Origin of the sequence: Acinetobacter sp. 766875 (genome assembly GCF_000582055.1) — a bacterium.
Taxonomy (GTDB): domain Bacteria; phylum Pseudomonadota; class Gammaproteobacteria; order Pseudomonadales; family Moraxellaceae; genus Acinetobacter; species Acinetobacter nosocomialis.
This window is the reverse complement of record NZ_JEXX01000006.1, coordinates 72,369-99,048: the sequence shown is the minus strand read 5'-3', so window position 1 is coordinate 99,048 and position 26,680 is coordinate 72,369. Positions and strand designations below refer to the sequence as shown.

General features: G+C 38.6%; 24 protein-coding genes. 16 read left to right on the top strand and 8 right to left on the bottom strand.

The window, feature by feature from the left end:
- Positions 1 to 116 precede the first annotated feature (116 nt).
- From J576_RS07735 to J576_RS19630, 3 genes are all read left to right on the top strand, one after another.
- Positions 117 to 344, top strand: a complete 228-nt coding sequence (locus tag J576_RS07735; RefSeq protein WP_002050410.1) for a hypothetical protein — start codon at positions 117 to 119, stop codon at positions 342 to 344.
- Between the two features lie 227 nt (positions 345 to 571).
- Complete coding sequence (locus J576_RS07730; RefSeq protein ID WP_002050337.1) at positions 572 to 2,242, top strand: mechanosensitive ion channel; 1,671 nt, start codon at positions 572 to 574, stop codon at positions 2,240 to 2,242.
- A gap of 128 nt (positions 2,243 to 2,370) precedes the next feature.
- A complete protein-coding gene (locus J576_RS19630; RefSeq protein ID WP_000742883.1) occupies positions 2,371 to 2,541 on the top strand; it encodes a hypothetical protein in 171 nt (56 codons plus the stop codon).
- A gap of 12 nt (positions 2,542 to 2,553) precedes the next feature.
- Here the strand turns inward: J576_RS19630 and J576_RS07720 are convergent, their stop codons facing one another.
- The 5 genes from J576_RS07720 to J576_RS07700 all read right to left on the bottom strand — a co-directional run bounded on the left by J576_RS07720 (position 2,554) and on the right by J576_RS07700 (position 8,194).
- A complete protein-coding gene (locus J576_RS07720; protein ID WP_002050461.1) occupies positions 2,554 to 3,753 on the bottom strand; it encodes a BaiN/RdsA family NAD(P)/FAD-dependent oxidoreductase in 1,200 nt (399 codons plus the stop codon).
- A 116-nt stretch (positions 3,754 to 3,869) separates the two neighbouring features.
- Positions 3,870 to 4,751, bottom strand: a complete 882-nt coding sequence (locus tag J576_RS07715; protein ID WP_002050330.1) for a 1-aminocyclopropane-1-carboxylate deaminase/D-cysteine desulfhydrase — start codon at positions 4,749 to 4,751, stop codon at positions 3,870 to 3,872.
- Between the two features lie 65 nt (positions 4,752 to 4,816).
- Positions 4,817 to 5,944 carry an HlyD family secretion protein gene (locus tag J576_RS07710; protein WP_002050331.1) on the bottom strand — a complete coding sequence of 376 codons (1,128 nt, stop codon included), beginning with the start codon at positions 5,942 to 5,944 and terminating at the stop codon, positions 4,817 to 4,819.
- Between the two features lie 40 nt (positions 5,945 to 5,984).
- Positions 5,985 to 7,628 carry an MFS transporter gene (locus J576_RS07705; RefSeq protein WP_002050275.1) on the bottom strand — a complete coding sequence of 548 codons (1,644 nt, stop codon included), beginning with the start codon at positions 7,626 to 7,628 and terminating at the stop codon, positions 5,985 to 5,987.
- Positions 7,625 to 8,194: a TetR/AcrR family transcriptional regulator gene (locus J576_RS07700; RefSeq protein WP_022575897.1), complete on the bottom strand. Its 570-nt coding sequence runs from the start codon at positions 8,192 to 8,194 to the stop codon at positions 7,625 to 7,627. Before J576_RS07700 ends, J576_RS07705 begins: the two co-directional genes overlap by 4 nt.
- Positions 8,195 to 8,372: 178 nt before the next feature.
- Between J576_RS07700 and J576_RS07695 the strand changes: the two genes are divergently transcribed.
- The 3 genes from J576_RS07695 (at position 8,373) to J576_RS07690 (ending at position 9,663) form a co-directional block, all read left to right on the top strand.
- Positions 8,373 to 8,996, top strand: coding sequence for a LysE family translocator (locus J576_RS07695; protein WP_002050276.1), 624 nt, complete (start codon positions 8,373 to 8,375; stop codon positions 8,994 to 8,996).
- A 162-nt stretch (positions 8,997 to 9,158) separates the two neighbouring features.
- Positions 9,159 to 9,347: an NF038215 family lipoprotein gene (locus tag J576_RS20315; RefSeq protein WP_022575896.1), complete on the top strand. Its 189-nt coding sequence runs from the start codon at positions 9,159 to 9,161 to the stop codon at positions 9,345 to 9,347.
- Positions 9,328 to 9,663, top strand: a complete 336-nt coding sequence (locus J576_RS07690; RefSeq protein WP_002050345.1) for an EF-hand domain-containing protein — start codon at positions 9,328 to 9,330, stop codon at positions 9,661 to 9,663. Before J576_RS20315 ends, J576_RS07690 begins: the two co-directional genes overlap by 20 nt.
- Before the next feature lie 82 nt (positions 9,664 to 9,745).
- On the opposite strand, the gene metG is transcribed toward J576_RS07690, so the two are convergent.
- A complete protein-coding gene (gene metG / locus J576_RS07685) occupies positions 9,746 to 11,812 on the bottom strand; it encodes a methionine--tRNA ligase (protein WP_002050387.1) in 2,067 nt (688 codons plus the stop codon).
- Between the two features lie 358 nt (positions 11,813 to 12,170).
- On the opposite strand from metG, the gene J576_RS07675 reads away from it, so the two are divergent.
- From J576_RS07675 to J576_RS07665, 3 genes are all read left to right on the top strand, one after another.
- Positions 12,171 to 12,719 (top strand): hypothetical protein, encoded by a 549-nt coding sequence (locus J576_RS07675; RefSeq protein WP_050560290.1) that lies wholly within the window; start codon positions 12,171 to 12,173, stop codon positions 12,717 to 12,719.
- 146 nt (positions 12,720 to 12,865) lie between these two features.
- Entirely contained in the window at positions 12,866 to 14,095 is a 1,230-nt protein-coding gene (apbC, locus tag J576_RS07670) for an iron-sulfur cluster carrier protein ApbC (protein WP_002050328.1), read from the top strand.
- A gap of 142 nt (positions 14,096 to 14,237) precedes the next feature.
- Positions 14,238 to 15,110, top strand: a complete 873-nt coding sequence (locus J576_RS07665; protein WP_002050438.1) for a 5'-methylthioadenosine/S-adenosylhomocysteine nucleosidase — start codon at positions 14,238 to 14,240, stop codon at positions 15,108 to 15,110.
- Between the two features lie 30 nt (positions 15,111 to 15,140).
- On the opposite strand, the gene J576_RS07660 is transcribed toward J576_RS07665, so the two are convergent.
- Complete coding sequence (locus J576_RS07660) at positions 15,141 to 15,707, bottom strand: DUF2062 domain-containing protein (protein ID WP_025467844.1); 567 nt, start codon at positions 15,705 to 15,707, stop codon at positions 15,141 to 15,143.
- 355 nt (positions 15,708 to 16,062) lie between these two features.
- On the opposite strand from J576_RS07660, the gene J576_RS07655 reads away from it, so the two are divergent.
- The 7 genes from J576_RS07655 (at position 16,063) to J576_RS07625 (ending at position 25,607) form a co-directional block, all read left to right on the top strand.
- Positions 16,063 to 16,656 (top strand): LysE family translocator, encoded by a 594-nt coding sequence (locus J576_RS07655; RefSeq protein ID WP_002050444.1) that lies wholly within the window; start codon positions 16,063 to 16,065, stop codon positions 16,654 to 16,656.
- Positions 16,657 to 16,769: 113 nt separating this feature from the next.
- The gene (dcd, locus tag J576_RS07650) at positions 16,770 to 17,339 is read left to right on the top strand and encodes a dCTP deaminase (protein ID WP_000985728.1); all 570 of its coding nucleotides are present in this window, start codon (positions 16,770 to 16,772) and stop codon (positions 17,337 to 17,339) included.
- A gap of 310 nt (positions 17,340 to 17,649) precedes the next feature.
- A complete protein-coding gene (locus J576_RS07645; RefSeq protein ID WP_002050381.1) occupies positions 17,650 to 18,951 on the top strand; it encodes a hypothetical protein in 1,302 nt (433 codons plus the stop codon).
- A gap of 225 nt (positions 18,952 to 19,176) precedes the next feature.
- On the top strand, positions 19,177 to 21,309 hold the full coding sequence (locus J576_RS07640; RefSeq protein ID WP_002050340.1) for a hypothetical protein: 2,133 nt from the start codon (positions 19,177 to 19,179) through the stop codon (positions 21,307 to 21,309).
- Between the two features lie 15 nt (positions 21,310 to 21,324).
- Complete coding sequence (locus J576_RS07635) at positions 21,325 to 22,050, top strand: DUF6160 family protein (RefSeq protein ID WP_002050454.1); 726 nt, start codon at positions 21,325 to 21,327, stop codon at positions 22,048 to 22,050.
- Positions 22,051 to 22,082: 32 nt separating this feature from the next.
- Positions 22,083 to 24,494 (top strand): DUF6160 family protein, encoded by a 2,412-nt coding sequence (locus J576_RS07630; protein WP_002050303.1) that lies wholly within the window; start codon positions 22,083 to 22,085, stop codon positions 24,492 to 24,494.
- A gap of 159 nt (positions 24,495 to 24,653) precedes the next feature.
- Positions 24,654 to 25,607, top strand: coding sequence for a DUF6160 family protein (locus J576_RS07625; protein ID WP_002050373.1), 954 nt, complete (start codon positions 24,654 to 24,656; stop codon positions 25,605 to 25,607).
- A 77-nt stretch (positions 25,608 to 25,684) separates the two neighbouring features.
- On the opposite strand, the gene J576_RS07620 is transcribed toward J576_RS07625, so the two are convergent.
- Positions 25,685 to 26,629, bottom strand: coding sequence for a tRNA dihydrouridine synthase (locus tag J576_RS07620; protein ID WP_002050334.1), 945 nt, complete (start codon positions 26,627 to 26,629; stop codon positions 25,685 to 25,687).
- Between the last annotated feature and the right edge of the window lie 51 nt (positions 26,630 to 26,680).

Sequence of the window (26,680 nt, the reverse complement as noted above, 5' to 3'; positions counted from 1 at the left end):
TTAAAGTAGAGTTTTGCAAACCTAGTCACCTTCGCATAATGCTTTTTCACACAATGCAACAAATCAAATTGTTATGATGAATATAAAGTTAATGATAATAGAAGAGGGGAAAGAAGATGCATGATTTTTCAAAACCACCTCATGTGACGAGTCCTGAAGAGACTGCAAAAAAAAGAAGATTGCCAGTTTATATTTTAATTATTGTAGGGCTTTTTCTTCTTGCGCTTATTGTTTATATGGTTGCTGAACATAACCAATCACCAAAACAAGAAGCGGCTTTTCAACATGAGACTACACCACACGTCATGATGGGTAATTCTGATTTGAAAACTTACAAAGGGTAGTAAGCTCACCAGTATATATCTATAGAAAGCCTTTAGGATGTGCCCTGAAGGCTTTTTTTGCAATCTTTTGCATCAATTTGTTGTATTTATGCAGAAGAATGTTGATTGAAAAATATTCAAAACATAAGGTGACATAGACCGCATTTATCGTCATTTTTTACAACGAACTGGTGTTTTTCATTTATTGATAACACTGAAAAGAACATAACAATTGAGGACATAACAATATGAATGAATTTTTTAATGGGCCTCGCGGCGCTCAGTTTGATGCGATGTATTACTGGGATCAGTTTCATCCTATTTTAGCTGCAATTGTCATCTTACTGGTTGGCTGGATAATCGCTTTATTAGTTGCGGCAGGGGTAAAAAAACTTCTGCAAAAATTAAATACAAATGCCAAATTATCTTCAGCTACAGGACGTACTCCCAACATAGAAGGCCTCGTCTCCAAAGTCATATTCTGGTTTATTCTGATTCTTGCTGTTGTTGCCGCTTTAAATGTGCTCAACATTAGTGGAGTGAGTGGGCCATTTAGCAATATGGTGAATCAGGTACTCGTCTATATTCCAAATATCATTGCTGCCGTGGTAGTGGGTTTCATTGGCTGGATCGTTGCTCGACTGGTGCGGGCAGGAATTACCAATGTGCTATCCAGAACGCAACTTGATGACAAGTTAAGTAGTGAAGTAGGGGTAGGGGGAATTAGCCAGAATATTGGTGAAATTCTTTACTGGCTTGTATTATTACTTTTCCTTCCTATTGTTCTCTCAATCTTAGGATTAACAGGTTTACTTATTCCTGTTCAAAATATGGTGAATGAGGCAATCGCCTTCCTACCAAATATCTTTATTGCTGGCGTTATCGTTTTTGTTGGTTATATCTTGGCAAAAATTGTACGCGGTATTGTTGAGGGCCTAATCAATAGCTTAGGCGTTCAAGCACAAGCTGAAAAAATCGGTCTTTTCAAAAACTCAAATGTAGGCAAATTCTTAGGTTCTTTTGTTTTTGCCATTATTATCATTACGACATTAATTGTGGCATTTGAAGCTTTAGGTATTGAGACTATTTCTCAGCCAGCGACAGCAATGCTCAATGAAATCTTGCAAGCGATTCCAAACATTATCGCTGCCGGCTTAATTTTACTGGTTGCTTATATTGTTTCTCGTTTTGTTGGACGCTTGGTTGCCGAACTCATTGCGGGAACAGGTGTTGATGAAATCCCTGCAAAATTAGATGTACAACGCTTTTTAGGTCAAACTAAAGTTTCTGGCGCTGTGGGTTGGTTAATCGTGTTCTTTACGATGCTGTTTGCAGTTTCAGAAGCTGCTGACCGTCTTGGTTTTGAACAGATTAGTGGTCTAATTGCAATGTTTATCCATTTCGGTGCAAACATTCTATTGGGCGCTGTAATTTTGGTTATTGGCTTCTGGCTTGCCAATGTTGTGGCAAATGTGGTGCAACGCGGTGAATATAATAGTTCACGTTGGTTAGGTAGTTTGGTTCGTGTCTTAATTATTGGTTTAGTCCTTGCGCTTGGTTTAAAAGCGATGGGTATTGCTGATTCGATTGTGAACCTTGCATTTGGCTTAACTCTAGGTGCAGTTGCAGTGGCTTTCGCACTTGCATTTGGTTTAGGTGGTCGTCAACCAGCTGAAAGATTGCTGTCTGACTTGCTTGATAAAGCGAAAAAAGAAGCTAATCAACCAAATCCTTTATATCAACCAGCTTCTACTACAACAGCAAGTACGTCTTCGGCTTCAACTCCGTCAACGACTACAACAGCACCATCAACAACAGTTTCATCGGATGCAAAACCAGCTGATTCTGCACAAGTAAATCCATCACAACCACCAGTAAATAAACCGTTTGGTTCTACTGGCGAAAATGATGAAATTTAGTAGGTGTAACTAATTTTCAGATAAACAGTACAAAAAATCTTTGATTTTTGTGATAAGTTCGACCACTCTATATTGAGTGGTCGTTCTGTCTTTGACAGCTATAAAAACAAATAAGTGAGGAAAATACGATGAAAAAACCTGGTCGTTTTTTAGCACCTGTTGTAATTGCTGGGATTACCGTTGGTTTTTTAGCAAGTGCTTATAAATTTGTATTTAGCAAATCCGAATCATCAAAACAGACAACAAGCCATAAGCATGATTCTGAAAAATCATCCAATGATTCGAAAGCATCAAATTAGCTTATTTATCATTTAAACATATTGTGCTGCTGCATAAGCAGAAGACCAAGCCCATTGGAAGTTATAGCCTCCTAAGTGTCCGGTCACATCAAGTACTTCTCCAATAAAGAACAGTCCTTTCTGCTTTTTGCTTTCGAGTGTTTTAGATGAAACTTCGGTTGTATCAACTCCACCTAAGGTAACTTCGGCAGTACGATATCCTTCAGTGCCTGATGGTTTAACTGAAAAACCATGTAACTGCTCGGCAATATGTTCTAGCTGTGCATCACTGATATTACCAATCGCCGTTTCGCCGTGCTCTGGCCATATGAGTTGTTGTAGCTCTTGTACAATACTTTTCGCAGTAAACTCATTAAGAAGGGTACGTAATAAAACTTTAGGCTGGGCTTTCTTTTTATCTTTTAAATAAGACGTTAAATCTTGGCTTGGGAAAAAGTCAATTTTAAAACTTTCACCGGTATTCCAGTAGTTAGAAAGCTGTAAAGAACTTGGCCCACTTAATCCACGATGGGTAAATAATAACGCTTCAGTAAAGCTATTTTTTGAATTGCTTAACGTGACATCTAAAGCGTTACCACTCAAGCGTGTGGTGACTTCTTTGATATGATCCGAAAAAGTAAATGGAACTAAACCAGCGCGGGTTGGGAAAACTGTATGTCCAAACTTTTGTGCTAGTTCATAGCCCAAACCAGAGCCACCCAAAGTCGGAATGGATAAACCGCCTGTAGCAACGACTAATGACTCACAGCTAAATCGCCCTTGGTTGGTGTGTACAGAAAAACCGCCTTGTTCTAATGGATCAATCTGTCCAACTTCACAATGGGTATGGATTTCAACATTGTTGGTTTTATTACACTCGCTCACCAACATCTCTAAAATTTCTTTAGCGCCGTTTAGGGTAAATAATTGGCCGTGTTTACGTTCTTCATAGGCAATTCCATAATCACACACCAGACCAATAAAGTCCCAGTTGCTATAGCGTGACAGGGCAGAAATGACAAAGTGTGGATTATGAGAAATATAGTTGTCAGGCTCTACATAGAGGTTGGTAAAGTTACATTTACCTCCACCCGACATTAAAATCTTTTTACCAATTTTATTGGCTTTTTCTAAAATTAAAACCGAGCGTCCTCGTTTAGCAGCATGTGCAGCCAACATGAGTCCAGAAGCGCCTGCACCTAAGACAATGACATCGACATGACTGTTAGACATAAGAGATTCTCGATTAATCGTGAAAATTAAAAAGGGGCATATACTACCATGTCAGCCCTTACTCGTGCTAAAGACATTTATGATGGTAGAGAAAACGTTAACTAAAAAAGAGTGAATTATTGGTCCGTTTTATTTCTTATATCTGCCTGTAAGCCACCAGAATGAATAGCGAGAATACGAGTTCCTACAGGAAAGTAATTATTTTTTATAAGGTCGGATAAACCGAACATCATTTTTCCCGTATAGATTGGTTCAAGAGGCACGGCATATTGCGCTTCAAAACCTTTAATAAATGCAAATAGTTCAGGTGACGTTTTGGCATAACCACCGCAGCAATAAGCATCTGTTAGCGACCAATTTTGTTTTTTAGTCCACTGACGAATCTCTTGTTGTAAAAAGTCGCCTTTTAAAGCTGAAAATCCTAAGACTTTTTGATGTGTTGAACTTTTTTCAATAAGACCTGAAATTGTTCCGCCAGTTCCTACCGCACAGCAAATCACATCATATTTCTCTAAATCACTCTGACTAAGAATTTCCTGACAACCTTGAACTGCTAACTTATTGGTGCCGCCTTCAGGGATTATGTATGTTTCAGGAAACTGTTGAATTAACTGTTGAAGAAATTTTTCATCATCTCTCAAACGATATTCATTGCGTGAGACAAAATGTAGCTGCATTCCTAAATTTTGTGCTTTTTCCAAAGTGGGGTTAAGCGGCTTATTCGTTAACTCTTCACCACGAATAATTCCAATACTGTTTAAGCCAAAAATATGAGCTGCATAGGCCGTTGCGGCAATATGATTTGAATAAGCGCCACCAAAAGTCAAAATATTTGATAGTCCTTGTTGTTTTGCGGCAAGTAAATTGTATTTTAATTTGAAAAACTTATTGCCCGAAATTTGAGGATGGACGAGATCTAAACGTTTAATGTCGAGATGAACAGATGATGGGAGTTCAATGTGCTGGTAAGAAATAGGTTGGGCAATGTGATCAAACATTAGAAATTGAGAAAAATAATGAATGATCACATTGTAACTTTTTAAAGAGAACTTTAAAAAGCTGATTAAGAGCTTGTGTCGACAGAAGTAATCACTGACATACCAGGACGTAAGTGTTCCATTCCTTCCTGATTTGGGTCGATGGTGATACGTACAGCTATGCGTTGCACAACTTTAGTAAAGTTACCTGTCGCATTGTCTGGCTTTAACACACTGAACTCGGAACCTGCAGCAGGCGAAATTTGCTCAACATGTCCTGTAAATTTTTTGTGGTTCATCGCATCCACTGTAAACCATGCTTTTTGTCCAATTCGCATATTGGCAATTTGGGTTTCTTTAAAGTTAGCAATCACCCAAGTTTGTTGTGGAATTAAGTACAGCAACTGTGAACCTGCTGCGACATATTGCCCAACACGAGGATTTACTTCCCCAAGTTGACCATCCATAGGGGCAACAATAACGCTATAGTCTTTGGTGGTTTGTGCTTGATCTAATTGTGCTTTAGCGCTAGAAACTTGTGCTTCTAAACCTGCTTCTGCGACCTGTGCGGTTTTTAAAGCCTCTTTTGCAACTAATACATTAGCTTCTGCTTGCTTAAGGGCTGCGAGATTATTTTCGGCGTCTGCTGCGGCTTTATCTTGCTCAGATTTAGAGGCTGCACCACTATTTCCTAACTGCTGATAGCGTCTAAGCTGTGCTAAAGAGAGTTCGTATTGAGCCTTCACCTGATCTACTTTGGCTTGCGCCGCAACAATATCAGCTTGTTTTTGTGCGATTGATTGGGTTTGATTGGCTAAAGTATTTTTAGCCTGTTCAACGCCTGAAGCCGCTTGTGCTACTTTTTGATCGTAAGTAGTGGCGTCAATATGCATTAATACTTGACCCTTTTTAACATGGTCAAAGTCTTTCACTAATACATCTTTAACATAACCATTAATTTGTGAAGATAAAACAGTGGTTTTACCTTTGACATAACTATTGTCTGTTTGCTGTACACTCGTTGCAAAAGGCCCAATTCTCCATGCCCATAAAATCACTAAAATACCAATAATAAGAACACCTAACATCCATAAGAGGGTTGAGCGTTTTGTTGGAATCAGTTTGCTTGCAGGTGCAGGTGCAGGTGCAGGTGTTGGCTCATTATTAGATGTTTGAGCAGGGCTTTGTTCCGGTTTATTTTGATCATCTGACATATATCAATCTCAATTTCTGTTTCATCAATAACGAAAGCCATTAAGGACGGCTAATTCCTCTGCGTTGTAGATATTTACTACGGGCAATATTAAATCCACCCCATAAGAGCAATGCGATAGCAAAAATACCGTTTAACGCAATAACATCATTGTAGGCACGCACTTGTGCTTCACGGGTGACCACTTGATTGAGTGTGCGCATGGCCTGAGCCGTTTGTAATGCCGGGTCATTTGTTGTGATGGCTGCACTACGTTGATAAGTGGAGAGCCTTTGAGAAACTAACGGGTCGGATTGTTCTAAATCTTTAATAATCTCGACTTGATAGTTTTGCGTGCGGTGTTGTTGATAGGTCGAGAAGAAAGAAGACCCGACCAGACCACCAAAGGTTTGAGTTGCAGAGAACAGCACAATAAAAGTCACTACATATGAAGGACCTTTTGCTAAAGTTTGAGCAAAGCCAATAAGCAGTAATGGCCCAATAAATAAACCACCTGCAAAACCCACTAAGAATTGACTTGCAAAAAAGTTCACAGGTCGAACATCACTGGTTAAGTGATAATCTAGTCCACAGGCAACCAGAATCAAGAACTCTGCAAAAAGTAAGTGGAAGATAATTCGTTCGCGTGAAAAAGTCAGTGCACTAAATAATGTTCCGCTTAAAATCCCGATAAATATCACAACATAAAGAGGTACAAACTGATCAGGCCCCATTCCCATGGCTTTTAAGAAGTTAACAGCAGCATAGCTTTGCTCTGACATTAAAAGCCGAATCGCAAAAGCACCAAAAATAAAACGTAGTGTCGAAGCAGTACCTAACCAACGTGTCATAATTAATGGATTGGCACGGTAGTGTTCGTAAAGTAAACCTAAAACAACTAAGCTAAAACCTGCAATTAATATATAAGCAAGCCATTCGCTATTAAACCACCACAGAATTGGGCCTTGTGTAAGCACAATACATAAGCATGCAAAACCAGGAGCCAGTAAAGCAAAGGTAAAGAAATCCTGCTTCTCAAACACATAAATACGTAAGCTGCGTGGTAGTTTCAATGAAACAACCATGGCTAAACAACAAAGTGCTAAACCAAGCTCAAAGGTATATAGAACAGACCAACTGTCTGTACTAACAAGAAATGGAGAAATAATCCAAGCGAGAGGAACACCTAACTGCTGAAAACCAAAGGCAATGTATATACCTTTTGCCATGTCAGCTTTTTTAAAAGCTTGCATGGTGTAATACATACCTAAGGAGCTTAGTGGTGCACCTGCTAAACCAGCTACAACCCGTGCGAACAGCGCCATTTCATAGGTATGTACAAAAATATGTAAAACAAGAACCGCAATAAAAATGACGAGACCTATTTCTGAAAATACTCTCAGACCATATTGTTGACGGGCCTTAAACAAAATCAGGTTTGAACTGACATTTGCCATAACATATGCAGCAGGCAGCCATGCAGCTTCGGAAGGGGTTAGGCCATACTCACCTTGAATTAAAGGCAAATTTGCCGTGATAAAGCCATTACTTAAGCTTGCCGAAAGAGCAACGAATAAGCCAATGAAAAAATAGATAAAACGTTTAGGTACAGAATGTGCAATCGCTGCTGGTGAACCAGGTAGAGTCGGTTGTTCCTCTGGTGTCCAGTCGGGTGGTGTTTCTAAATAACGAGGCGTTTTACTCATTCTATCCCTCGAATTTTTTGTATTTGGATACCATTAAATAGTAATTCAATTGCTCGTTTTGCTAAGCGAGTCTGTTCTTCTGGCTCATGTCCTTGAAATGAAGAACCTAACATTGCAGTGACCATTGCATAGTCATTAGCAGTCAGATCAGCTCGACACAATTTTTGTTCTATCGCATTTTCAATCAGTGGTTTAAGTGCATTATTTCGCCTTTCATAAATTTTTAACATAATTGGATCTTGTCGATCAATCACTCTCCAAAAATCTTGCAAAATTGCGAGTTTGGGAAGCTGTGCAATATGTCCTTCAATTAAACGAAATAATCCATCCTCGAATTGTTGAAAATGAGCAGCTTTTTGCTCTAGCTGTGTAATCGCGCGCTCTAAAAGAGCGCTAATTAAAGCCTTTCGATCACAAAAGTTTCGATAAAAGGTTGCTCTACCTACACCTGCATGGTCAATGACAACTTGTAAAGGCACATTAATGCCATGAATACGGAAACATTCTTCGGCTGCAGTGAGTAATTCATCCCGATTATGGGCTGCAATTTTTTGACGCTTACTCATGTCATGGATTGGGGGAGATTTAAAGATGATATATTTAACGGACATTTTTGTCCGTTGTGAAGAGATAAATTGTAAAAACATGAAAATTCAATTTTTATCATTTATATTTTTCCATTTTTATATGTGTCATAAAAAGCTGCTAGAATATCGCCAAATTGCATGATGCTAGGTCAATACAATGTTTGAGTCCCTTATTCCTCTTTTTTCAATTGCGATGGCATTGATGCTTGGAGCAATAAGCCCTGGGCCGAGCTTTATTTATGTAGCACAAAATTCAATTTCTAAATCACGTAAACATGGTTTGTTTACTGCTTTAGGTACAGGTACGGGGGCTGCTCTTTTTGGTTTTTTAGCTGTCATGGGATTGCAGGCAGTTTTGTTGGCAGTGCCTTCAGCTTATCTAATTTTAAAAATTGGTGGTGGACTGTATTTACTTTGGCTTGCTTTTAAAATTATCAAACATGCCAAAGAACCAATTGCCATGGAAAATGATGGCAAATCAAAAATGACCTATAAACAGGCATATCGATATGGCCTGATTACACAGTTAAGTAACCCGAAAATTGCTGTTGTATTGGCGAGTGTATTTACTGCTTTATTGCCCAAAGAAATCCCAAATTATTACTATGTTGCATTGCCAGTGATTTGTTTTATGATCGATGCGGGGTGGTATTCATGTGTTGCAATGCTGCTATCTTCAGAGAAGCCAAGAACAATGTACCTAAAAGCAAAAACTGGCGTTGACCGCGTAGCTGGAAGTATTGTGAGTATATTGGGCTTAAAGTTAATTTTCTTCAAATGATAAGTCTTTAATTAAAATATCTAAAAAATGCAGAGCCAGCTATTTATAGACTGGCTTTATTTTTGAGTAAAATATATACAAATTGAAATATCTTTTTTAGTTCTTAACCATTTAAAAAGTGGTAACTTAATAAATAAAACAAAAAGAAATGAGGGTCACGCTATGAAAAAATTAATAGTGAGCATTTCTGTAGCTTTTCTTATCTTAACGACAGGATGTGAGATGAGAACAATGAGCAAGCAACAGCCAGCCAATGAGCGGACTATGAGCATAGTTGGTACTCCTGTTCATGAAAAAGATTACAAAATTTCTGATTTACAAGCCAACAATCATGAGCAATCTAACTATTAAGTTACTCATAGGCTGCATCACTTACTGCATTTTAAATGTAGTAAGTGCCTGTGAGCCTGCATCTTTAGATTGGAAGCTTTTTCAGGAAAAATATGATGTAAATCATGATGGTTTGTACAGCTTAAAAGAGTTTCAACAGGTACAAGATTTCTATCCTTATCGTTGGCCTACGGATAAGCGTTTTCAGGGAGAGAATAAGCAAACAGAACTATTTCATTATTTAGATAAAAATAAGAATGGTTATTTAACAAATGAGGAATTGGGGAATATACACGTTTTACTTAGTAACCCTTGTGAAGGGCGGCCATGGACATAATTTAAATCTTCTTATAGATGTTTCTAGAAAATTTATAGTTAAAAAAAGCTCCCAAATTAGGGAGCTTTTTTATGAAGGCAAATTAAGACACTTTATCGCCAGGTTTTGCACCACTATCTGGAGAAATAATGAAAATACCTTCACCATTTCCAGTAGCAAGTACCATACCGTTTGAAATACCAAAACGCATTTTACGTGGTGCAAGGTTGGCAACCATAACAACCAACTTACCTTTTAGGTCTTCAGGCGCATATTGACTACGAATACCACTAAATACATTACGTGGTTCAGCTTCACCTACGTCTAACGTCAGTTGTAGCAATTTATCTGAACCCTCAACTGTACCTGCTTCAACGACTTGAGCAACACGTAAGTCAACTTTTAAGAAATCTTCAATACCGATAATTTCAGCTTCACCCACTGCTGGAGTAGGGGTTGCTTTTTTCTCGGCAGATTTCTCTTTTTTTGCTGTTGCTTTAGTTGCTTGTGGAGCTGGAGCACCTAAAGACTCTTTAGAAGCATCAACCATAGCCGCAACAGCTTTTGGATCAACACGCTGCATAAGAGGCTGAAACTGCGCAATTTCATGGCTTACAAGAATTTGTTTACGTGACTCGAAATCGAAGCTTTCAAGTTTTAAGAAATCTTGAACTTGCTTCGCCAAGGTTGGAAGAACTGGCGCCAAGTACACTGCGAGTTGACGGAATAAGTTGATACCAACAGAGCAGACATCAAGAACTTGTTGTTCTTGACCTTCTTGTTTAGCAAGAGCCCAAGGCTTTTTCTCATCAATATATTGGTTTGCGCGGTCAGCAAGCGCCATAATTTCACGAATGGCTGTAGAGAATTCACGTGCTTCATATGCTTTAGCAATTGAATCACCGGCATCAATAAAGCTTTGTACTAACTCAGATTCAGCACATGTACTTGATAGCGTATTGTTAAAGCTACTATTAATGAACTTCGCACAGCGACTTGCAATATTGACGACTTTACCAACTAGATCTGAATTGACTTTCTGAACAAAGTCATCAAGGTTCAAGTCAGAGTCTTCAACTTTATCTGAAAGTTTAGAAGCAAAGTAATAGCGTAAATACTCTGGGTTTAAATGCTGTAAATATGTCTCGGCTTTAATGAAAGTACCGCGAGACTTAGACATTTTTTGTCCATTTACAGTCAAGAAACCATTTACGAACAAGCCCGTTGGAGTGCGATAGTTCGCGCCTTCAAGCATCGCAGGCCAGAATAAAGCATGGAAGTAAACAATATCTTTACCAATAAAATGGTAAACTTCATTTTGACTATCTTTTTTCCAGAAATCATCAAAGTTTAAGTCTGGGCGCTTAGTTTTGATGTAGTTTTCAAAACTAGACATATAGCCGATTGGGGCGTCTACCCACACATAGAAATATTTATTTGGGGCGTCTGGAATTTCAAAGCCAAAATATGGTGCATCACGAGAAATGTCCCAGTCTGCTAAACCCGCTTCAAACCATTCGTCTAATTTATTGGCAATTGAAAGAGGTAGACGACCTTCATCACGCGTCCATTTCTGTAAATATTCAGAGAAGTTTGGAAGCTTAAAGAAATAGTGATCTGATGATTTTTCAACAGGTGTTGCACCACTTAAAGTCGAACGCGGGTTAAGTAATTCGGTTGCGTTATAAGTTGTACCACACACTTCACATGAGTCGCCGTATTGATCTTCTGATTTACATTTCGGGCATGTGCCTTTAATGAAACGGTCAGACAAGAACATACCTTTTTCTGGATCAAATAATTGAGTTACAGGGCGAACTGCAATATTTCCAGCTTCACGGTTTTTAATATAGATATCTGTTGAACGAGCTTTGTTTGCATCACTATGAGTTGAATCATAATGATCGAAATGTACGCCAAAACCGTCAAAATCACGAATGTGCTCTTTTTGAACATTCGCAATTTGCTCTTCTGGGCTAATACCATTTGCTTCGGCACGTAGCATAATCGCTGTACCGTGAGCATCATCCGCACATACATAAGTCACGTCATGACCCATTGCCCGCATGGCACGAACCCAGATATCTGCCTGGATATAACCGAGTAAATGACCCATATGAATTGGACCATTGGCATAAGGGAGGGCATTGGTGACTAAAATTTTACGCACGGATCTCATTCTCTCATTCGTATTTATAAGGTGGAAGATTTTAACTGATGCAGGGAGATAAGCAAAGATTAATAATCTTTGTCTAAAGAGAAGAGGTAGCTACAGAAATGGGCCTAAAGCCAGAAAGGATTTCTCTTTAGAACAGATAAACAAATCAAAAAATATTTGAATCTTCCTGTATTGTCTTTGTTTCAAATTGCAGTTACGGTCAGAAAACAAGCCATAACGATGTATAACTAATAACTTATTCAGGTAATTTTTTTAATTAACGATGAGGATAACAACGATGACTACTGAAAATAAATTAGATGAATTAAAGGCAAAAGCGGCTGATGCAAAAGTACAAGGTGAAAAAGCTTTGGACGGTTTAAAAGAAAATGTAAAAGAGAAACAAGCTGCTGGCAAAGAAGCAGTTGAAGATAAAGTAGATGAATTGAAAACAAAAGCAGCAGATGCAAAAGCGCAAGGTGAAAAAGCCTTGGAAGATTTAAAAGAAAATGTAAAAGAGAAACAGGCTGCTGGTAAAGAAGCTGTTGAAGATAAAGTAGATGAACTAAAGGCAAAAGCAGCAGATGCAAAAGCCCAAGGTGAAAAAGCCTTAGATGATTTGAAGGATAATTTAAAAGAGAAACAGGCTGCTGCAAAAGAAGCAGTGGAAGAGAAAGCCAGTGATTTGAAGAGCAAACTTGATGATGCTCAGCATAGTCTGCAAGACAAATTTGATCACCTGCGAACTGAAGCAGCTCATAAACTTGATGATGCTAAAGCAAAAGCAGCAGAATTAAAGGAAGAGGCTGCATCAAAATTAGATGAGTTAAAAACTCAAGCAACTGCAAAGTTTGATGAATTGAAGAAAACGGCAACAGATAAACTCAATAAATTGAAAAATCACGATTCTGCTGAATAAGCTGATTTAAACAAAAATTCGTGCTCCTCACTCAAATGATGAGGCTTTAAAATTAGCAATTATTCATTTCGAGTTGAGCGAGTGCGGATCAATACTGTTACACTAGCTCCAACAAGCTGTAATGATCTGTTTTTGGAGTAAACAATATGTCTTGGCTTTCTTCATTAAAGTCTGTTTTTTCACCCGCACAAGAAGTGAAAGAAGATGAAATCCAAACCGTACTCCAAAACTATTTACTACCTCATTCAAAAGATGCCTTAAAAGAGCGCATTAGTCAGCTTCAGGTACAAGGCCGAGTTTTACAACTCACCATTAATACCTTTCCAGATGAAAAAGAGTATTTGCAACAAATTCATGATGATTTGGCTGGAGCTTTGCAAAAGTGTGGTATTGAAGAACTTAACCTACATGTAGTTCAACAAAAACGTCCTGCTCAAGAAAGTTCAGGCCAAGGCTGCTCATCTAAAGCGCCTAAAGAAAGTGCGAACTTACCTCCTGTGCTTGATGCCTCACCTAAATCTGAGCCAGATCCAAACAATCCTCCGATTCAAAAAGCTGCTCCACAACAAAGAGATGTTCCACTTCATCCTCGGATTAAAAACGTCATTTTAGTTTCATCTGGGAAAGGTGGAGTTGGTAAGTCAACAACTACTGTCAATTTAGCACTTGCCTTACAGAAAATGGGGCTTAAGGTTGGGGTATTAGATGCCGATATCTATGGCCCAAGTATTCCAACCATGCTGGGTAATGCAGGCAAAACACCTCTTATTGAAAGTGAAAATTTTGTACCTTTGGAGGCATATGGTATGGCTGTGCTTTCTATTGGACATTTAACAGGCGACAACAATACTCCTGTTGCATGGCGTGGACCAAAAGCAACCGGTGCTTTAATGCAATTGTTTAACCAAACACTTTGGCCAGATTTAGATGTACTCATGATTGATATGCCGCCGGGTACCGGTGATATTCAACTTACGCTTGCACAGCGTATTCCGGTTACAGGGTCAATTATTGTTACTACACCGCAAAATGTTGCTTTACTGGATGCGACCAAAGGAATTGAGCTGTTTAATAAAGTTGGCATACCTGTAGTGGGTGTAGTTGAAAATATGTCGACTCATATTTGCTCGAATTGTGGACATGAAGAACAAATTTTCGGCATTGGTGGTGGTGATAAGCTTTCCGAGCAATACCATATTCCATTATTAGGTCGTTTGCCTTTAAATGCTCAAATACGTAAACATGCTGATGAGGGTAAACCAAGTGTTGTAGCAATGGATGACGCAGCTGATAGCTACATTGATATTGCTAAAGCTGTGTGGCAACAAATTGAAAAAATTCCTCAACGCACGCGTGATGATAAACGAATCTTTTGATTCAACTGACCCAGCTTTAAGCTGGGTTTTTTATTGGTTGGTTAAAAGAAAAAATTAAATTACTGAATCTAAATAACAAAGCTGAACTTGAAATTGGCATATAGATTGCTACTTTACGCTTTTAAAAAGAAATAGGTGAGAAATGCAATTTAAATATACTTTTGGCGTTATCAGTTTATGTAGCGCTTTATTTTTGGTTGGATGCAACGACGATCATTCAACAGTATCCCAAACAACGCCAGTTGAAGAGCAGAAACAGAAATTACAGCCGATTATTATTCAAGGCGCCTTACCTGTAGAGTCAAAACAGATGGCTTCTAAATTACAGAATGTGACTGTTGAAACAGTAGGGGGGTGGACATTCTGGAAAGGAACTTACAATGGTTACCCAATGGTGATTTCTAAAACACGCATGGGCATGAGTAACTCTGCTGCTGCAACAGCTTTGGCCATTGAGCGCTATAAGCCGATTGCAATTATTAATCAGGGGACGGCAGGTGGTCATGACCCAGATCTACACGTTTATGACATTGTTTTAGGAAAATATGCAACCAATATTGGTGCGTTTAGAACGCCTAAAGAGCCATTAGGTGGCGGTTCAAACTCACTTACATGGGTTGAGGCCTTTGATGTTTTGCCAACAGATGAATCTGACCCAGAACCGATCGCAATACGCAAATTTGAAGGTGATCAAGAGCTATTAATGGCGGCGCATAAAGTCCGTTATGATAAAGGTGAGGTAGTCGAAGGAACGATTGGCTCGGCAGATGTGTGGAATAATGAGCTTGACCGAATTCAATTTTTCCATCAGCGTTATGGTACTTCTGTTGAGGAAATGGAAGCAGCATCTGTTGCACAAATCGCAAGTCAGTTTAATGTTCCTTTCTTAGGAATTCGGATTTTATCTAATAATATTACTAATAATGGAGCGTATGATCCTGGTACAGGAGAGGCTTGCCAAGACTATGTGCTTAATGTGGCAGAAGAATATATGAAATCTAAACTACCAAAATAATAATTTAACTATAGGCAAGAAGATGGGTTCTTATAGGGCATCTTCTTGTCTTTTATGACCAGTTCTACTTTTCCAATTTCGGATGACCATCCAACGCCAGAAAACTTCAGTCACTATGTACAGTATGATTGCAAAGACAAAAGCTTCAACTATAAGCCCGGTCATTAAAATTTTAGCGAGGCTGAAATCTATATGACCATGACCCAAATGAGTAATCCATCTAGAAATCTGATGAAGTACGCCTAGGAGCATCTTTTTATTGATCATATGTACATGATAAATATGCGAACCAAACCAGAATCCAACATATAAAATAGGAACTAATGTGAGAGGGTTACTAAGCCAAGCAAGCATTAGGCTGATGGGTAAATTCACCTCAAACAGCAATACGGCCATCACAATAAAAACGCTATGAAATGGAATAGGCAGTAAACCAAAAAATGTTCCTACAAAAACCGCTCTTGTAATCGATTTACGGTTGACATACCAAAGCACTGGATTAAGGGTTTTTTGCCCAAAAATCCTTAAAAATTTCATATTTGAAACTTTCTCTGGAGAAGGAAGCCAAGACTGAAAAAATTGCTTTGCCATAATCATAGAATAGTAGAGTCTGGTGACTCATATAAACACAAAAAAACAATATATTAATTGAAACTTATTAAAAGCTTAAAAATTAAACTTACTGCTGTAATAATTCATTATAGATCTTTTCAACTTAAAAATAGATTTAAAATAAAAATACTTATATTACTTAATACAATTTGGCACGCAAAGCTCGACAACTGACTCTAAAGTTTTTTAGCTTAAGCTTCTTTAATTTTTTTTATCTATTTGTTTAATAATAATATTTACTTTTACCGTGTTAGTGTTTTAAAAAATCGTCTTACAATTAGATTTTGCCTTCATAAAAGATATCTATTAATCTGAGATGACTACATTGTGAGGTCATTCAATGATTTCATGGCTTTTTATTGGCTTAGTTGCCACAATTTTACTTACCCCAGGCCCAACCAATACTTTACTGGCATCATCTGGTGTACAAGTTGGTTTTAGGAAGTCTGCTAAGTTAATTCCAGCAGAAGTTCTTGGATATATAATTTCTATTTCAGCTTGGGGCATGTTAATCGGGAAAGTTTCTTCAACACTTCCTTTCTTACCTCCTATGCTTAAATTGCTAAGTGCTTGTTACATTATTTTTTTAGCGATTAAGTTATGGCACACAGCAAATCAACAATTTGAGTTAGATCAGCCAACTATTCGACCACGTGAATTGTTTTGTGCAACTCTATTGAACCCTAAAGCATTACTTTTTGCTTCTGCAATTTTTCCTGTTACAGCATGGACTGATTTTTATATTTATCTCATTCATATGCTGGCTTATTTGGCTTTAATTACACCGATTGCTTTATTTTGGATTTTTTTAGGATCAATCTTGGCGGCTAATAAAGTAAGTTGGTTAAATCAGACGAATTTACAAAAAACAGCTTCGCTGGTTTTGGTCAGCTTCTCAATTCCGATTAGCTATTCTGCTTTATTAAACCTTTAAAAGTCTTGCTGGGCTATTCTTGTCACGAAGAGTAGCCACCATTGTTTTCATAATTGCTTTTTTACGTTAAAGTACGTCGCAATCAATGAAATTACCTTTTGGATAGAAAATACATGGCTATTAAGTCTGATCGTTGGATTCGCGAAATGAGCGAAAAACACGGCATGATTGAACCTTATGCAGAGAATCAAGTCCGTTTTGATAAGAATGGCGAAAAATTGATTTCGTACGGGGTCTCTAGCTATGGTTATGACGTACGCTGTGCACGTGAATTTAAAGTTTTCACCAACGTACATTCTGCAATTGTTGATCCGAAAAATTTCGATGAAAAAAGTTTTATCGATATTGAGTCTGACGTTTGTATTATTCCGCCAAACTCATTTGCCTTGGCGCGCACAATTGAATATTTCCGCATTCCACGTAATGTTTTAACTGTATGCTTGGGTAAATCAACTTATGCACGCTGCGGTATTATTGTAAATGTGACGCCTTTGGAACCAGAGTGGGAAGGTCACGTTACTTTAGAGTTTTCAAATACGACGAACTTACCTGCGCGTATTTATGCAGGTGAAGGTGTAGCACAAATGCTTTTCTTTGAAAGCGATGAAGTTTGTGAAACATCTTATAAAGACCGTGGTGGTAAATACCAAGGACAAACGGGCGTTACGCTTCCTAAAACCTAAGTTGTTTTAAATTAGATTAAATTCTAAAAAATGGGTCACTTGAAGTGGCCCATTTTTGTTGAAAAATAAAGAAAGTGGCATTCATCGGAATATTAATAAATGAACGTTTTCTTTTGTAAAAAATGATATAAAATGATCAATAATTGATTTGTTTCTTTGAGTTGTATCACACAATTTAAATGGACTTAAATCATAAAAATCAGCTATAGGCATTTCTTTGTTTATTCAATTTAAGATTAGATTAAAGAAAGGAAAGCCAAATAAAAAGAAATTAAATTAGATTATGCCCCCAAGGATACGGAGGTCGGTTATGCGACAGTTTAAGTCTCTTCATTTAGCTATTTTAGCACTTGGAAGTTTATGCTTTTCTTCAGCTTATGCTGGTTCTACCTTAGTTCCAATGTCAGATGCTGAGTTGTCAGCTACTCGTGGCCAAGCCTTGATGAGTATGTCTTATATCGCACCTACCGATGCTGCAAGTAACTCAATTACTAACGGAAACATGGGCTTTTATCGACTTGCCCTAGATGCCCAATTAGAACTGAATGCCAATATTAAAAAATTACAATTAGGTTGTGGTGGTGTCAATGGAGCAGGGGCTTGTGATATTGATATCGATTATTTGAGTCTAAGTGGCGGTACTGTCGATAGTACCAGTGCGGAACGAGCTGCATCTTCCGCCGTTATTACAAACCCATTTTTAGAGTTCGCGGTTAAAAACCCAAATTCAGCTTCTACACGTGAAATACAAGGTTTCCGATTAAGTGCGAAATCTCTTTCTGGACTACTTACTTTTGGTTTACAAAATGGGGATGCTGCGAGTGGTATTAACTCTTTGAGTGGATATATGGTAACTAAACCAACGGGAGGCACCGTAACCACCAACCCATACTATGGTATTACTCAAGATGAGACAAACACGGCAATTACTGGTCAGGCAACAGTTATAGGTAAACTATATACAGTTCCATTTACATCTACTGGGTATAATCTGAATTTGGGAGCAGGCAGTGGAACACTGTCTATGGGACAGCAGGTTATTACGGGTAAACGTATAAATACGGCCAATTTAAATGCAAAAGCAACAGTTGGTGGTTTAGCTATTACTGGAACTTTAGATGCAACGGCCACTGTACTAGGACTTCCTATTCCCATTTCAGGTAATGTAACTGGGACAGTAAATAATTTAGATGTAAATGTAGCAATTAAACAAAGTCTGGGCTATTTCCATGCTGCGCAATTAAATGGATCTGCTGGTTATTTATCTGTACAGGGCGTGAATATTCTATGGCCAGAAGCTGCCTCTACTGCACAAACTGGATGGTGGCTAGAGCTTACAAATCCGATTGATATTGGTCAAATCACTCCTGCTGGTAGTGTTGATATTGCACTTTCTACAATTGTTGATGCTTTAGGACAGGTAAGCAAGTATTTAGATAAAAATCCTGTAGATTGTGGTTTATTAGCAAGTAGTTGTTTAATTGCAGGAAATCTTCCTGTGGGGACGGTTGACTTAACTGGTAAAACACCTGCTTCCATGACCCTAACCAATGTTGTTTTACAAAAACAGAGTTTTTCTGCTAACTGTTATGGTTCTTTAAAATTCTGCTGATTAATTTGTGTGTTTTAACCATTTTTCATTCATCGGAAAAATGCATTTTTGCTGATTTAATTTTGCATTTGAATAAATATTCAGCATAATGGAAATGTGGAAAGGTTGGCAATTTTGAAGTTTGCCCCTTGTGAGATGGAAAAGGAAATAATTTCATCACACTTCAAGGACTGTTAAAGAAAAAGAAATATGGTGCGCGGCATCGTATAAAACAGGAAGGTCACGATGACTACACTTAATTATACGGTCAGTTTTCAAAAAACCGTTTTAGCAAGCTTAATTGGCCTCTGTTTAAGTCAATCGAGTTTTGCTCTTGAAGAGCTTTCTGATGCTGGTTTAAGTGAAACTACGGGAGAGGGTATTGCAATATTACCTCAAAATGCATTCATGGTATTTCGTGGTGCTGGTCCAAATGAATCTGTAAATCAAATAATTACCGATCGTAGTAAAGATACAGGTTACATTAACTATGTACCTGTTGGGCCTTTGAGTGTCGCCGCTGCAGACACAAGTGGCAATGGTACTGTTGGACCCGAAGATAAAGCAGTCGGGAAAGCGGATATCTTTCTTTATGGTTTAGCACTTTCTAAGTCAGATGGTGATGCCAACTCACGTATTGCCAATAGTGCAACCGCAGTAGCGATTTCAAGCTGGGGAACAGGTGCGAACCCTTGGGTATTTAAAGTAAAAACTGCGAACAATGTTCCTAACTTTAGTACTACCGATAGTGGTGTTTATCCTGTTACATATTTATCTTTAGAAGCTCCTTTATACCAACCCACAATTGATGGTGCAGCCGGAGCAGACGCATATAATTTAAAATTAGGTTTATGGGCAGATGCATTTGTACGGAACCCTAATATTGTAGCAACGACAAATGGTTCTTTAGCACAGTTCCAATATGGTGATAGTAATGGATTAATTGGTACCAGTATTGATACAAGTCGTGCGAACCGTTTACGTTTACAAGGTATTCTAAATGGTTTTAGTCTAAATGGTAGCCAGATTAGCATGTTCCAAACGCTAGGAGGAGCAACCTCTGCTGGTGGAATGAGTCCTTTTTATAACAATACTTTGGGAATGTCTGGTTTAGTGCGCTTAAATACGGGCGATAGTAAAAATACGAGTATTGTGACTGAAAATGTTACGAGCCAAACCCAAACCTATGCAACGAGTGCGAATAATGGTTGGCAAACAGTACATGCTGGTGCAAATTCAACCTTAAGTACAAGCAGTAGTGGCGACTGTGGTAATAGTGGTACAGGAAGTTTTAGTACACTACGTGGATGTCGCTATTACGTAGAAAATCGCACAAGAACAGACACAAAAACATCAAGTAAGACACGAAGTGATTTTAATGATACTAGTAAAGTTTTACGATTGAGTACTCGTGAAACTTCAGATTCACCAAATGCATCCAATAATCTATATACACCAGCATTAGATGCAACTGGTGCTATCGCACCGAAGTTTGCTGATACTGAAGGTTTATATCTATACAATCCAAATATTAACTTAGTACTAGGTAATTTATATCAACCCCTTATTTTGGGTTCTGATGGCAAAAACTTTAGTATAGAAATTGCGCGAATTGCCAATAAGCCAGAAATATATAAGCAGATTTATACCGATTACACTGGAGCTGACACCACATATAAAGGTGCCACTTGTAACGTTTATTCTTGTGCTAATCCAACACACAGCAGTATCGCAATCGGGACAGTTTATAGTCCTGATAATGGAAAAACTCTGTTAGCAGATACGAGTGAAGGTGCAATTGGAGTCTCCTTTGGCCGCTTAATTTCAGCTGGTACACAAGTTTCTGGAACCTCTGCTGGTAGCCTAGTGTCATTGACCAACTCAGTGTCTGGAACAACATCTGCAACCATGACAGAAGTCCGCTACAAACAAAGACAACAGAATACTCAAATATGGAATCAAACTTATAGTTGTGGTTTGTTTAATTCAAACTGCGGTTATAAAACAGCTGGTTATTTATATCAGTGGGAATATAACCAAGGTACAGGTACTTGGGTGATTACAAATCCAACTGCTAAACCAGCTGACGCAGCGAAGTGTTCTGGTGCATTAGGATGTACGAGTACATCAGGTTCAACTCCAATGTATGGAACGGTTTCAAACCGTGACTGGAGTAACTCTTCTATTCCATGGCTCACATCAAGAAATGCTGTGGTCAACGATTTAATTGGTAGTAGTAACGGTACCACAGGCTATGTGATTCCAACTGCCAATCAGGCACCTGCATTAAATAACATTACTCCTCTCAATAATTTAGGTTCTGCTGTGGTGGATGGCTTGCTCATTCAGCATTTAAAGCTCACTACAAAAGGTCTATAAGAGGAGAATAATGCGATGAAAAAAATAACTGCTTTACTCCTTACTCTTTGTGCAACTGCGAGTCATGCAGAATTACAAACTTTGGACAACGACGCTTTACAGGCGATTAATGGTCAAGCTGGTGCTGATTTGTCTTTAATGCTTAATTTAAACCAGACCAGTAACGGTATATTTGATAATGGTAGTGGCGGCGTTTGTGAAAACGTAGAGTTTTGCCACATTGGTTTAGCAATTAATAAACGTTTTGTACAAGCAGATGCAGCTAAGCCAAGTGGTTGGGCTGAAAATAGTGATAGCGGTAATAAGCTTTGGTTGGTGTTTAAAGGTGTACAAGGAACTTTAAACATCCAAAAAATGGGTTTGGATGGTGCTGATTTGAAGTATCTCGATAAAACCAATACCGAAATTATAAAACCTGCTATTCAACTAAGTTTTAGTGCTGCACAACCAATTTTAATTCGTAACTTTGGTTTTAATGCTTTATCCATTGAGCAAGATAACTTTACGAGTTCAACAACGACCCAAGGCTCGAGTACGAATATGTATGATTATGCATATTTCAAAAAACCAACGTATGCTGCAACTGCAAACAGTGCGACTCAGCAAGTGGCCACAGCAACGCCTTCAGCCTATGACTATGGACGTGAAACAGGTTTTATGGGTTTAATGATGAACGGCAACTTGGCTATTCAAGGAAAAGTCATGGTGTTTAGCTGTGATGGTAGCCATCCCCGTTGTTAACGGTTAATGTAGATTTCAAAGGAACTGAAGTGATGAACAAAAATAAAGAAAGTCACGGCTCAAAGTTTATTTTAAATACATTAACAGCCAGCATGTTGTTAGTGAGTGGACAAGTTTTTGCTTTAGAAGCTTTAACCGATGCCGATTTGAGTGCAGTCAATGGTCAAGATGGGATCTCAATTCAAACGACTTTCAACGAAATTAATGTTGATAATGCTTATTGGGATGATCATGCGGGCACGCCAACAAGCGCTGATCAGGTTTTAAGAGCTCAAGCGAACGGTGTAAAAATACAAAAAAGTAATGCCTCTACACAAGCTTTAGGAACGAACTACCGTTTAGATGTGGGGAGTAATACGACTACAGGTAAAGCTGGTGTTGATTTTTCTATGCAAAGTAGTCCATCCCTCATTACGGTAAATAGCGTGAAGGTTTGTAATAGTTCTGCTACATGCTCACCTACGTTAGGGCAGTTGGCTATCCAAACAACATCACCTTTAAATCTAGCATTGACTACTCAAGATGGCCTGTTTACTCCAAATAGCCAGTCAAATATGACATTGGGTATAAATAACGCAAATATTTATTTAGGACAGTTAGATGCTCGTAGTCAACTCAACCAACTAATTTTAAAGAATTTTAACTTTAATTTTGTGGGTAAAGGTGTCATGTTTATTGACCCTATCCGTGGCTTAGTTTTACAAACTAATACTGGGTCAAATGTGGCTGCTATAGGACAAACACCAAATAGTACATATGGCTATGTCGACTTTAATCGGGTGGCAGACTCAGCTTCGGGTTTAACGGCAGGGACCTATGTTGATAGCAATGGCAAAGTGACTAATTCAGGTCTGAACATTGAAGTAATGCTCAGTTCTAATGTAGATAAAACCAATCCTTATGGGCTAGATGCTACGAATACACCGCAAAATTCAAAAGGTTTAATTCGTGTAGGCGCAAGCGGACGTATGGTAAATAGTTATTTACAAGTCCGTGGTATGGATGGCTCTTCGGACACGACAACCTTAGGTACAGCAAATACTGCCTCAGGCACCACCTCAAGTAATAGTATTTTGGGTAATACTGGAATTGCCTTTCGTATGAAAGGTGAGTTCACTAAAGATAACGATTCTATGCTAGGCGCCGATGGCAAAGCCACGACTTTAGAAATTGGTGGGGCAGGGCTGAATGCTTATGGTTTTGAGTTTGGTAATTTAACTGGGCTGAACTCAGCTACACGTGGTTACTTTGATAGCGGAAATATTTATTTAAATCTTGCTGATACAAAAACCTTATTAATGCCGAATAACGCAACGTTAAATGCAATTCGTTTAGGATCTGGCACTTTAACAACTGCTGCCGATTATCAACATAATATTCACCGGGATACGGTGACTAATCCATTTAGTCTAATTCTTGCGATGCGTGGAGCAGAGTTTCAGGCATTTTCTAGACGTGGTCGCTTTACTACCAGTGCCAATGTCGCTGCTGCTAATCAATTTGCAGATAATGGCTTAAGTAACCAATGGGGCTTGGCTTTACCTTTTTATAACTTAAATGCCAATGCCGCAGTTTATGGGGTAGATGCACCTGCGAATAGCACTTTTTACTATACAAAAGATGCTAATGGTAGACCTGTTCAGAATGCTGTAGGTACCTCGGGAACGACTTCGCGTTTAGGATTTGGTGTTGCTGTTGGCACAACAGGACGTGACTCAGGCGGTACAAAAACAACTTCAATTTTATTAATTGATGGTTCTCCAAATGCCAATAATGCGGGTAATCCTACCGACTACTATATGGGCTTACGTAATATCGATATGTTCTTAAAAGGTAATGGCACTATCGGTTTAGAAAATGGCAGTTTAAATATCGGTTTAAAAGATATGTTACTTGCCTTATCAACTGAAATTGCAGCGGGTTATTTGCCTGGGGCTAAATATAAATCTTGTCCAGCAACAGGATCTTGTACCTCACCAATTGATAACTTTGCTCGAAATAACGATGTTTTATTTGGTTTAAAGCTGCGTTTAGGCGGAGATCTTAATTTATCAATAGTCCCAAACAGTTCAATTGCCGATGGTAGTGCGCTCACTGTTTTGGGTGATTTTACAATGCCTGCCACAGCAACCGGAAACTCAGTTCAAATTAGTGACCCGATTGATGGCTCTGCAATTGGTCTGGAGAACATGACTGGTAAGCTTGCGTTCAACACAGCATTAGTTGTTGGAAAAGACAGTGCGAGCGGACTAGGCAAAGTGGGTGTAAATACCGCAGTGTACTTTAACCCTGATAAGAACATTGATGGTGCTTTACGTGTTAAAGATATTAATTTCTATCCACCTTCAACAGGGGCGGGCGCACGTTTAGGTGAACTTGCTATTACTGGTGGGCGTTTAAATAGTAACTTTAGCATTGTGCCGAGAAATGGTGCTTTTAACTAATAAATAAAAGTGGCGATATCGCCACTTTTTTAAAATTTAATTTTTGAATGTGATTGGATTTACATTCGTCGGGTTATAGGGATAATTGTTTTGTACTCATCTATTATTCTGATAATCTGAACAAATAATAAACGTTTGTCTCTTAAGGATTAGAGCAACATGAAAAATAAAAATATAGCCTGCTGGTTATTATTTGCCAGTAGTTCAAGTGTTTTTGCGATGCAGCCTTTAGATGACCAAAGTCTTTCAGCGACGACGGGTCAAAATGGTTTAACGCTAGGCATTCAGGCTGATAAAGTTAAATTTAATCAAGTCGCCTTGATTGATACCAATGGTATTGCGTCTACGTCTTACAACAGCAAAGCTGGTCTCGTCATTGCGGGGAACTCTACTAATCCGGTTCCAAGTATAGAATTTATTAAAGCAGCTGTATCGACCAATCCGTCTTTCAATATTGCTATAGATACCGATGCAGGTGCAGGTAAGCCTTTTGTGAACTTGGCTGTCACAATGGGAAGTGACGTCAATGGTATTCGGCTTACACCATTTTCAGTTTATTTAGCGCCTAATACATCAGTTTCTAGTCCTTCGGATTATGCGGTGACTAGTTATGCACCAAAATCAATTTTCAGTTCGGGAACAACGGTAAATACAGGAGTGAAAGAACTTATTCGCTCTACCGGAAATTTGGATATTAACTTTGTACAGACCAATAAACCTCGTTTAAACATTCAATTGGGGCATGCTGCCCAGTCTGTCATGGTCAAATTTGGTGGAGCTATTCAATCGATTTGTTCTGCTGCATCTGGTTGTCCAATTACTTTAGTTTCTGATAATACCGGTGCGAATTTTGGATTTAAATTTGCGGGAACAAATACATCTACAGGATTTGTTCTTGATGGGTTTTATGCTGGAGTTGACCCAACAGGGCTAACTTTTGGCAATACAGGTGTCTCTAGTAAATTTGATGCATCACTTAACAATATAACTTTAGGAAATGCGGGAATACAAAGTCCAACAACGTTTAATAATTTACCTAATGGGTCGATGGGAAGTTTTGGAGTCACGGGTGCTTCGGTAACCGACTTTAAAATGAAAGTAAGTGGTTTTTAAAAATAAACACTGAACCTGAAATACAAAAAAGAGGGCGGTTGTCTAAACAGCCACACTCTTTTATAAATTTTAAGTAATTAGTTATGTGATGAACTGGTTTGTTGTAACTGTTGAACAATTTCATCTAAAGCTTTAATACGTTTTACTTGGTCCCATAATTCTTTCGCTTGTGGATAGGCTTTGGTCATCATACCTAACCATTGCTTATAACGACCCACCATTCCAATTTCTGTTTTTGCTTGTCCGTTTAAAAATCGAATTTGTAAGTCAACCAGTTGCTCCCAACTAAATAATGCCTCATCCATATTATTACGAATGCACTGCGTTAAATCTGGAGTCGTCACAGCACCACGGCCAATCATTAAATCTTCACAACCAGATTGTTGTTGGCAGGCTTTGGCATCGGCATTGGTCCAGATTTCGCCGTTAGCAATCACATTAATTTTTAAAGCTTCTTTAATCGGTAGAATTTTTTCCCAATAAGCTGGTGGCGTATAGCCATCTGCTTTCGTTCGCGCATGTACTGTTAGCCAGCTTGCGCCAGCATCTTCGACCGCATGCGCATTTTCCATGGTGTGGTTTTCATCGAGATAACCCAAACGCATTTTTGCTGAGACCGGAATATGTGCTGGTACTGCATCGCGAACAGCTTTAATGAGCATATGTACCACGTCTGGTTCATCAAGAAGTACGGATCCACCTCTATGACGATTGACTGTTTTTGCAGGGCAACCAAAATTAAGGTCAATTGCAGGAGCACCTAGTTCAACCACTTTTGCAGCATTTGCAGCCAGCATATCTGGGTTGTTCCCTAAGAACTGAACATGCACTGGTGTTCCCGCAGCTGTTTTACCATCATTTTTAAGTTCAGGGCAAAAGCTATAGTAAATATGGTCTGGCAAAATACTGTCTGTAACGCGAATAAACTCGGTTACACACCAGTCGAAGTGACCAACAGATGTGAGTGTATCCCGCATGATCGGGTCAGTTAAACCTTCCATTGGAGCGAGTATGAGTTTCACAGTCTGAGTCACCTGAGCAAAACAAAAACAGCGTTATACGGGATATGTATA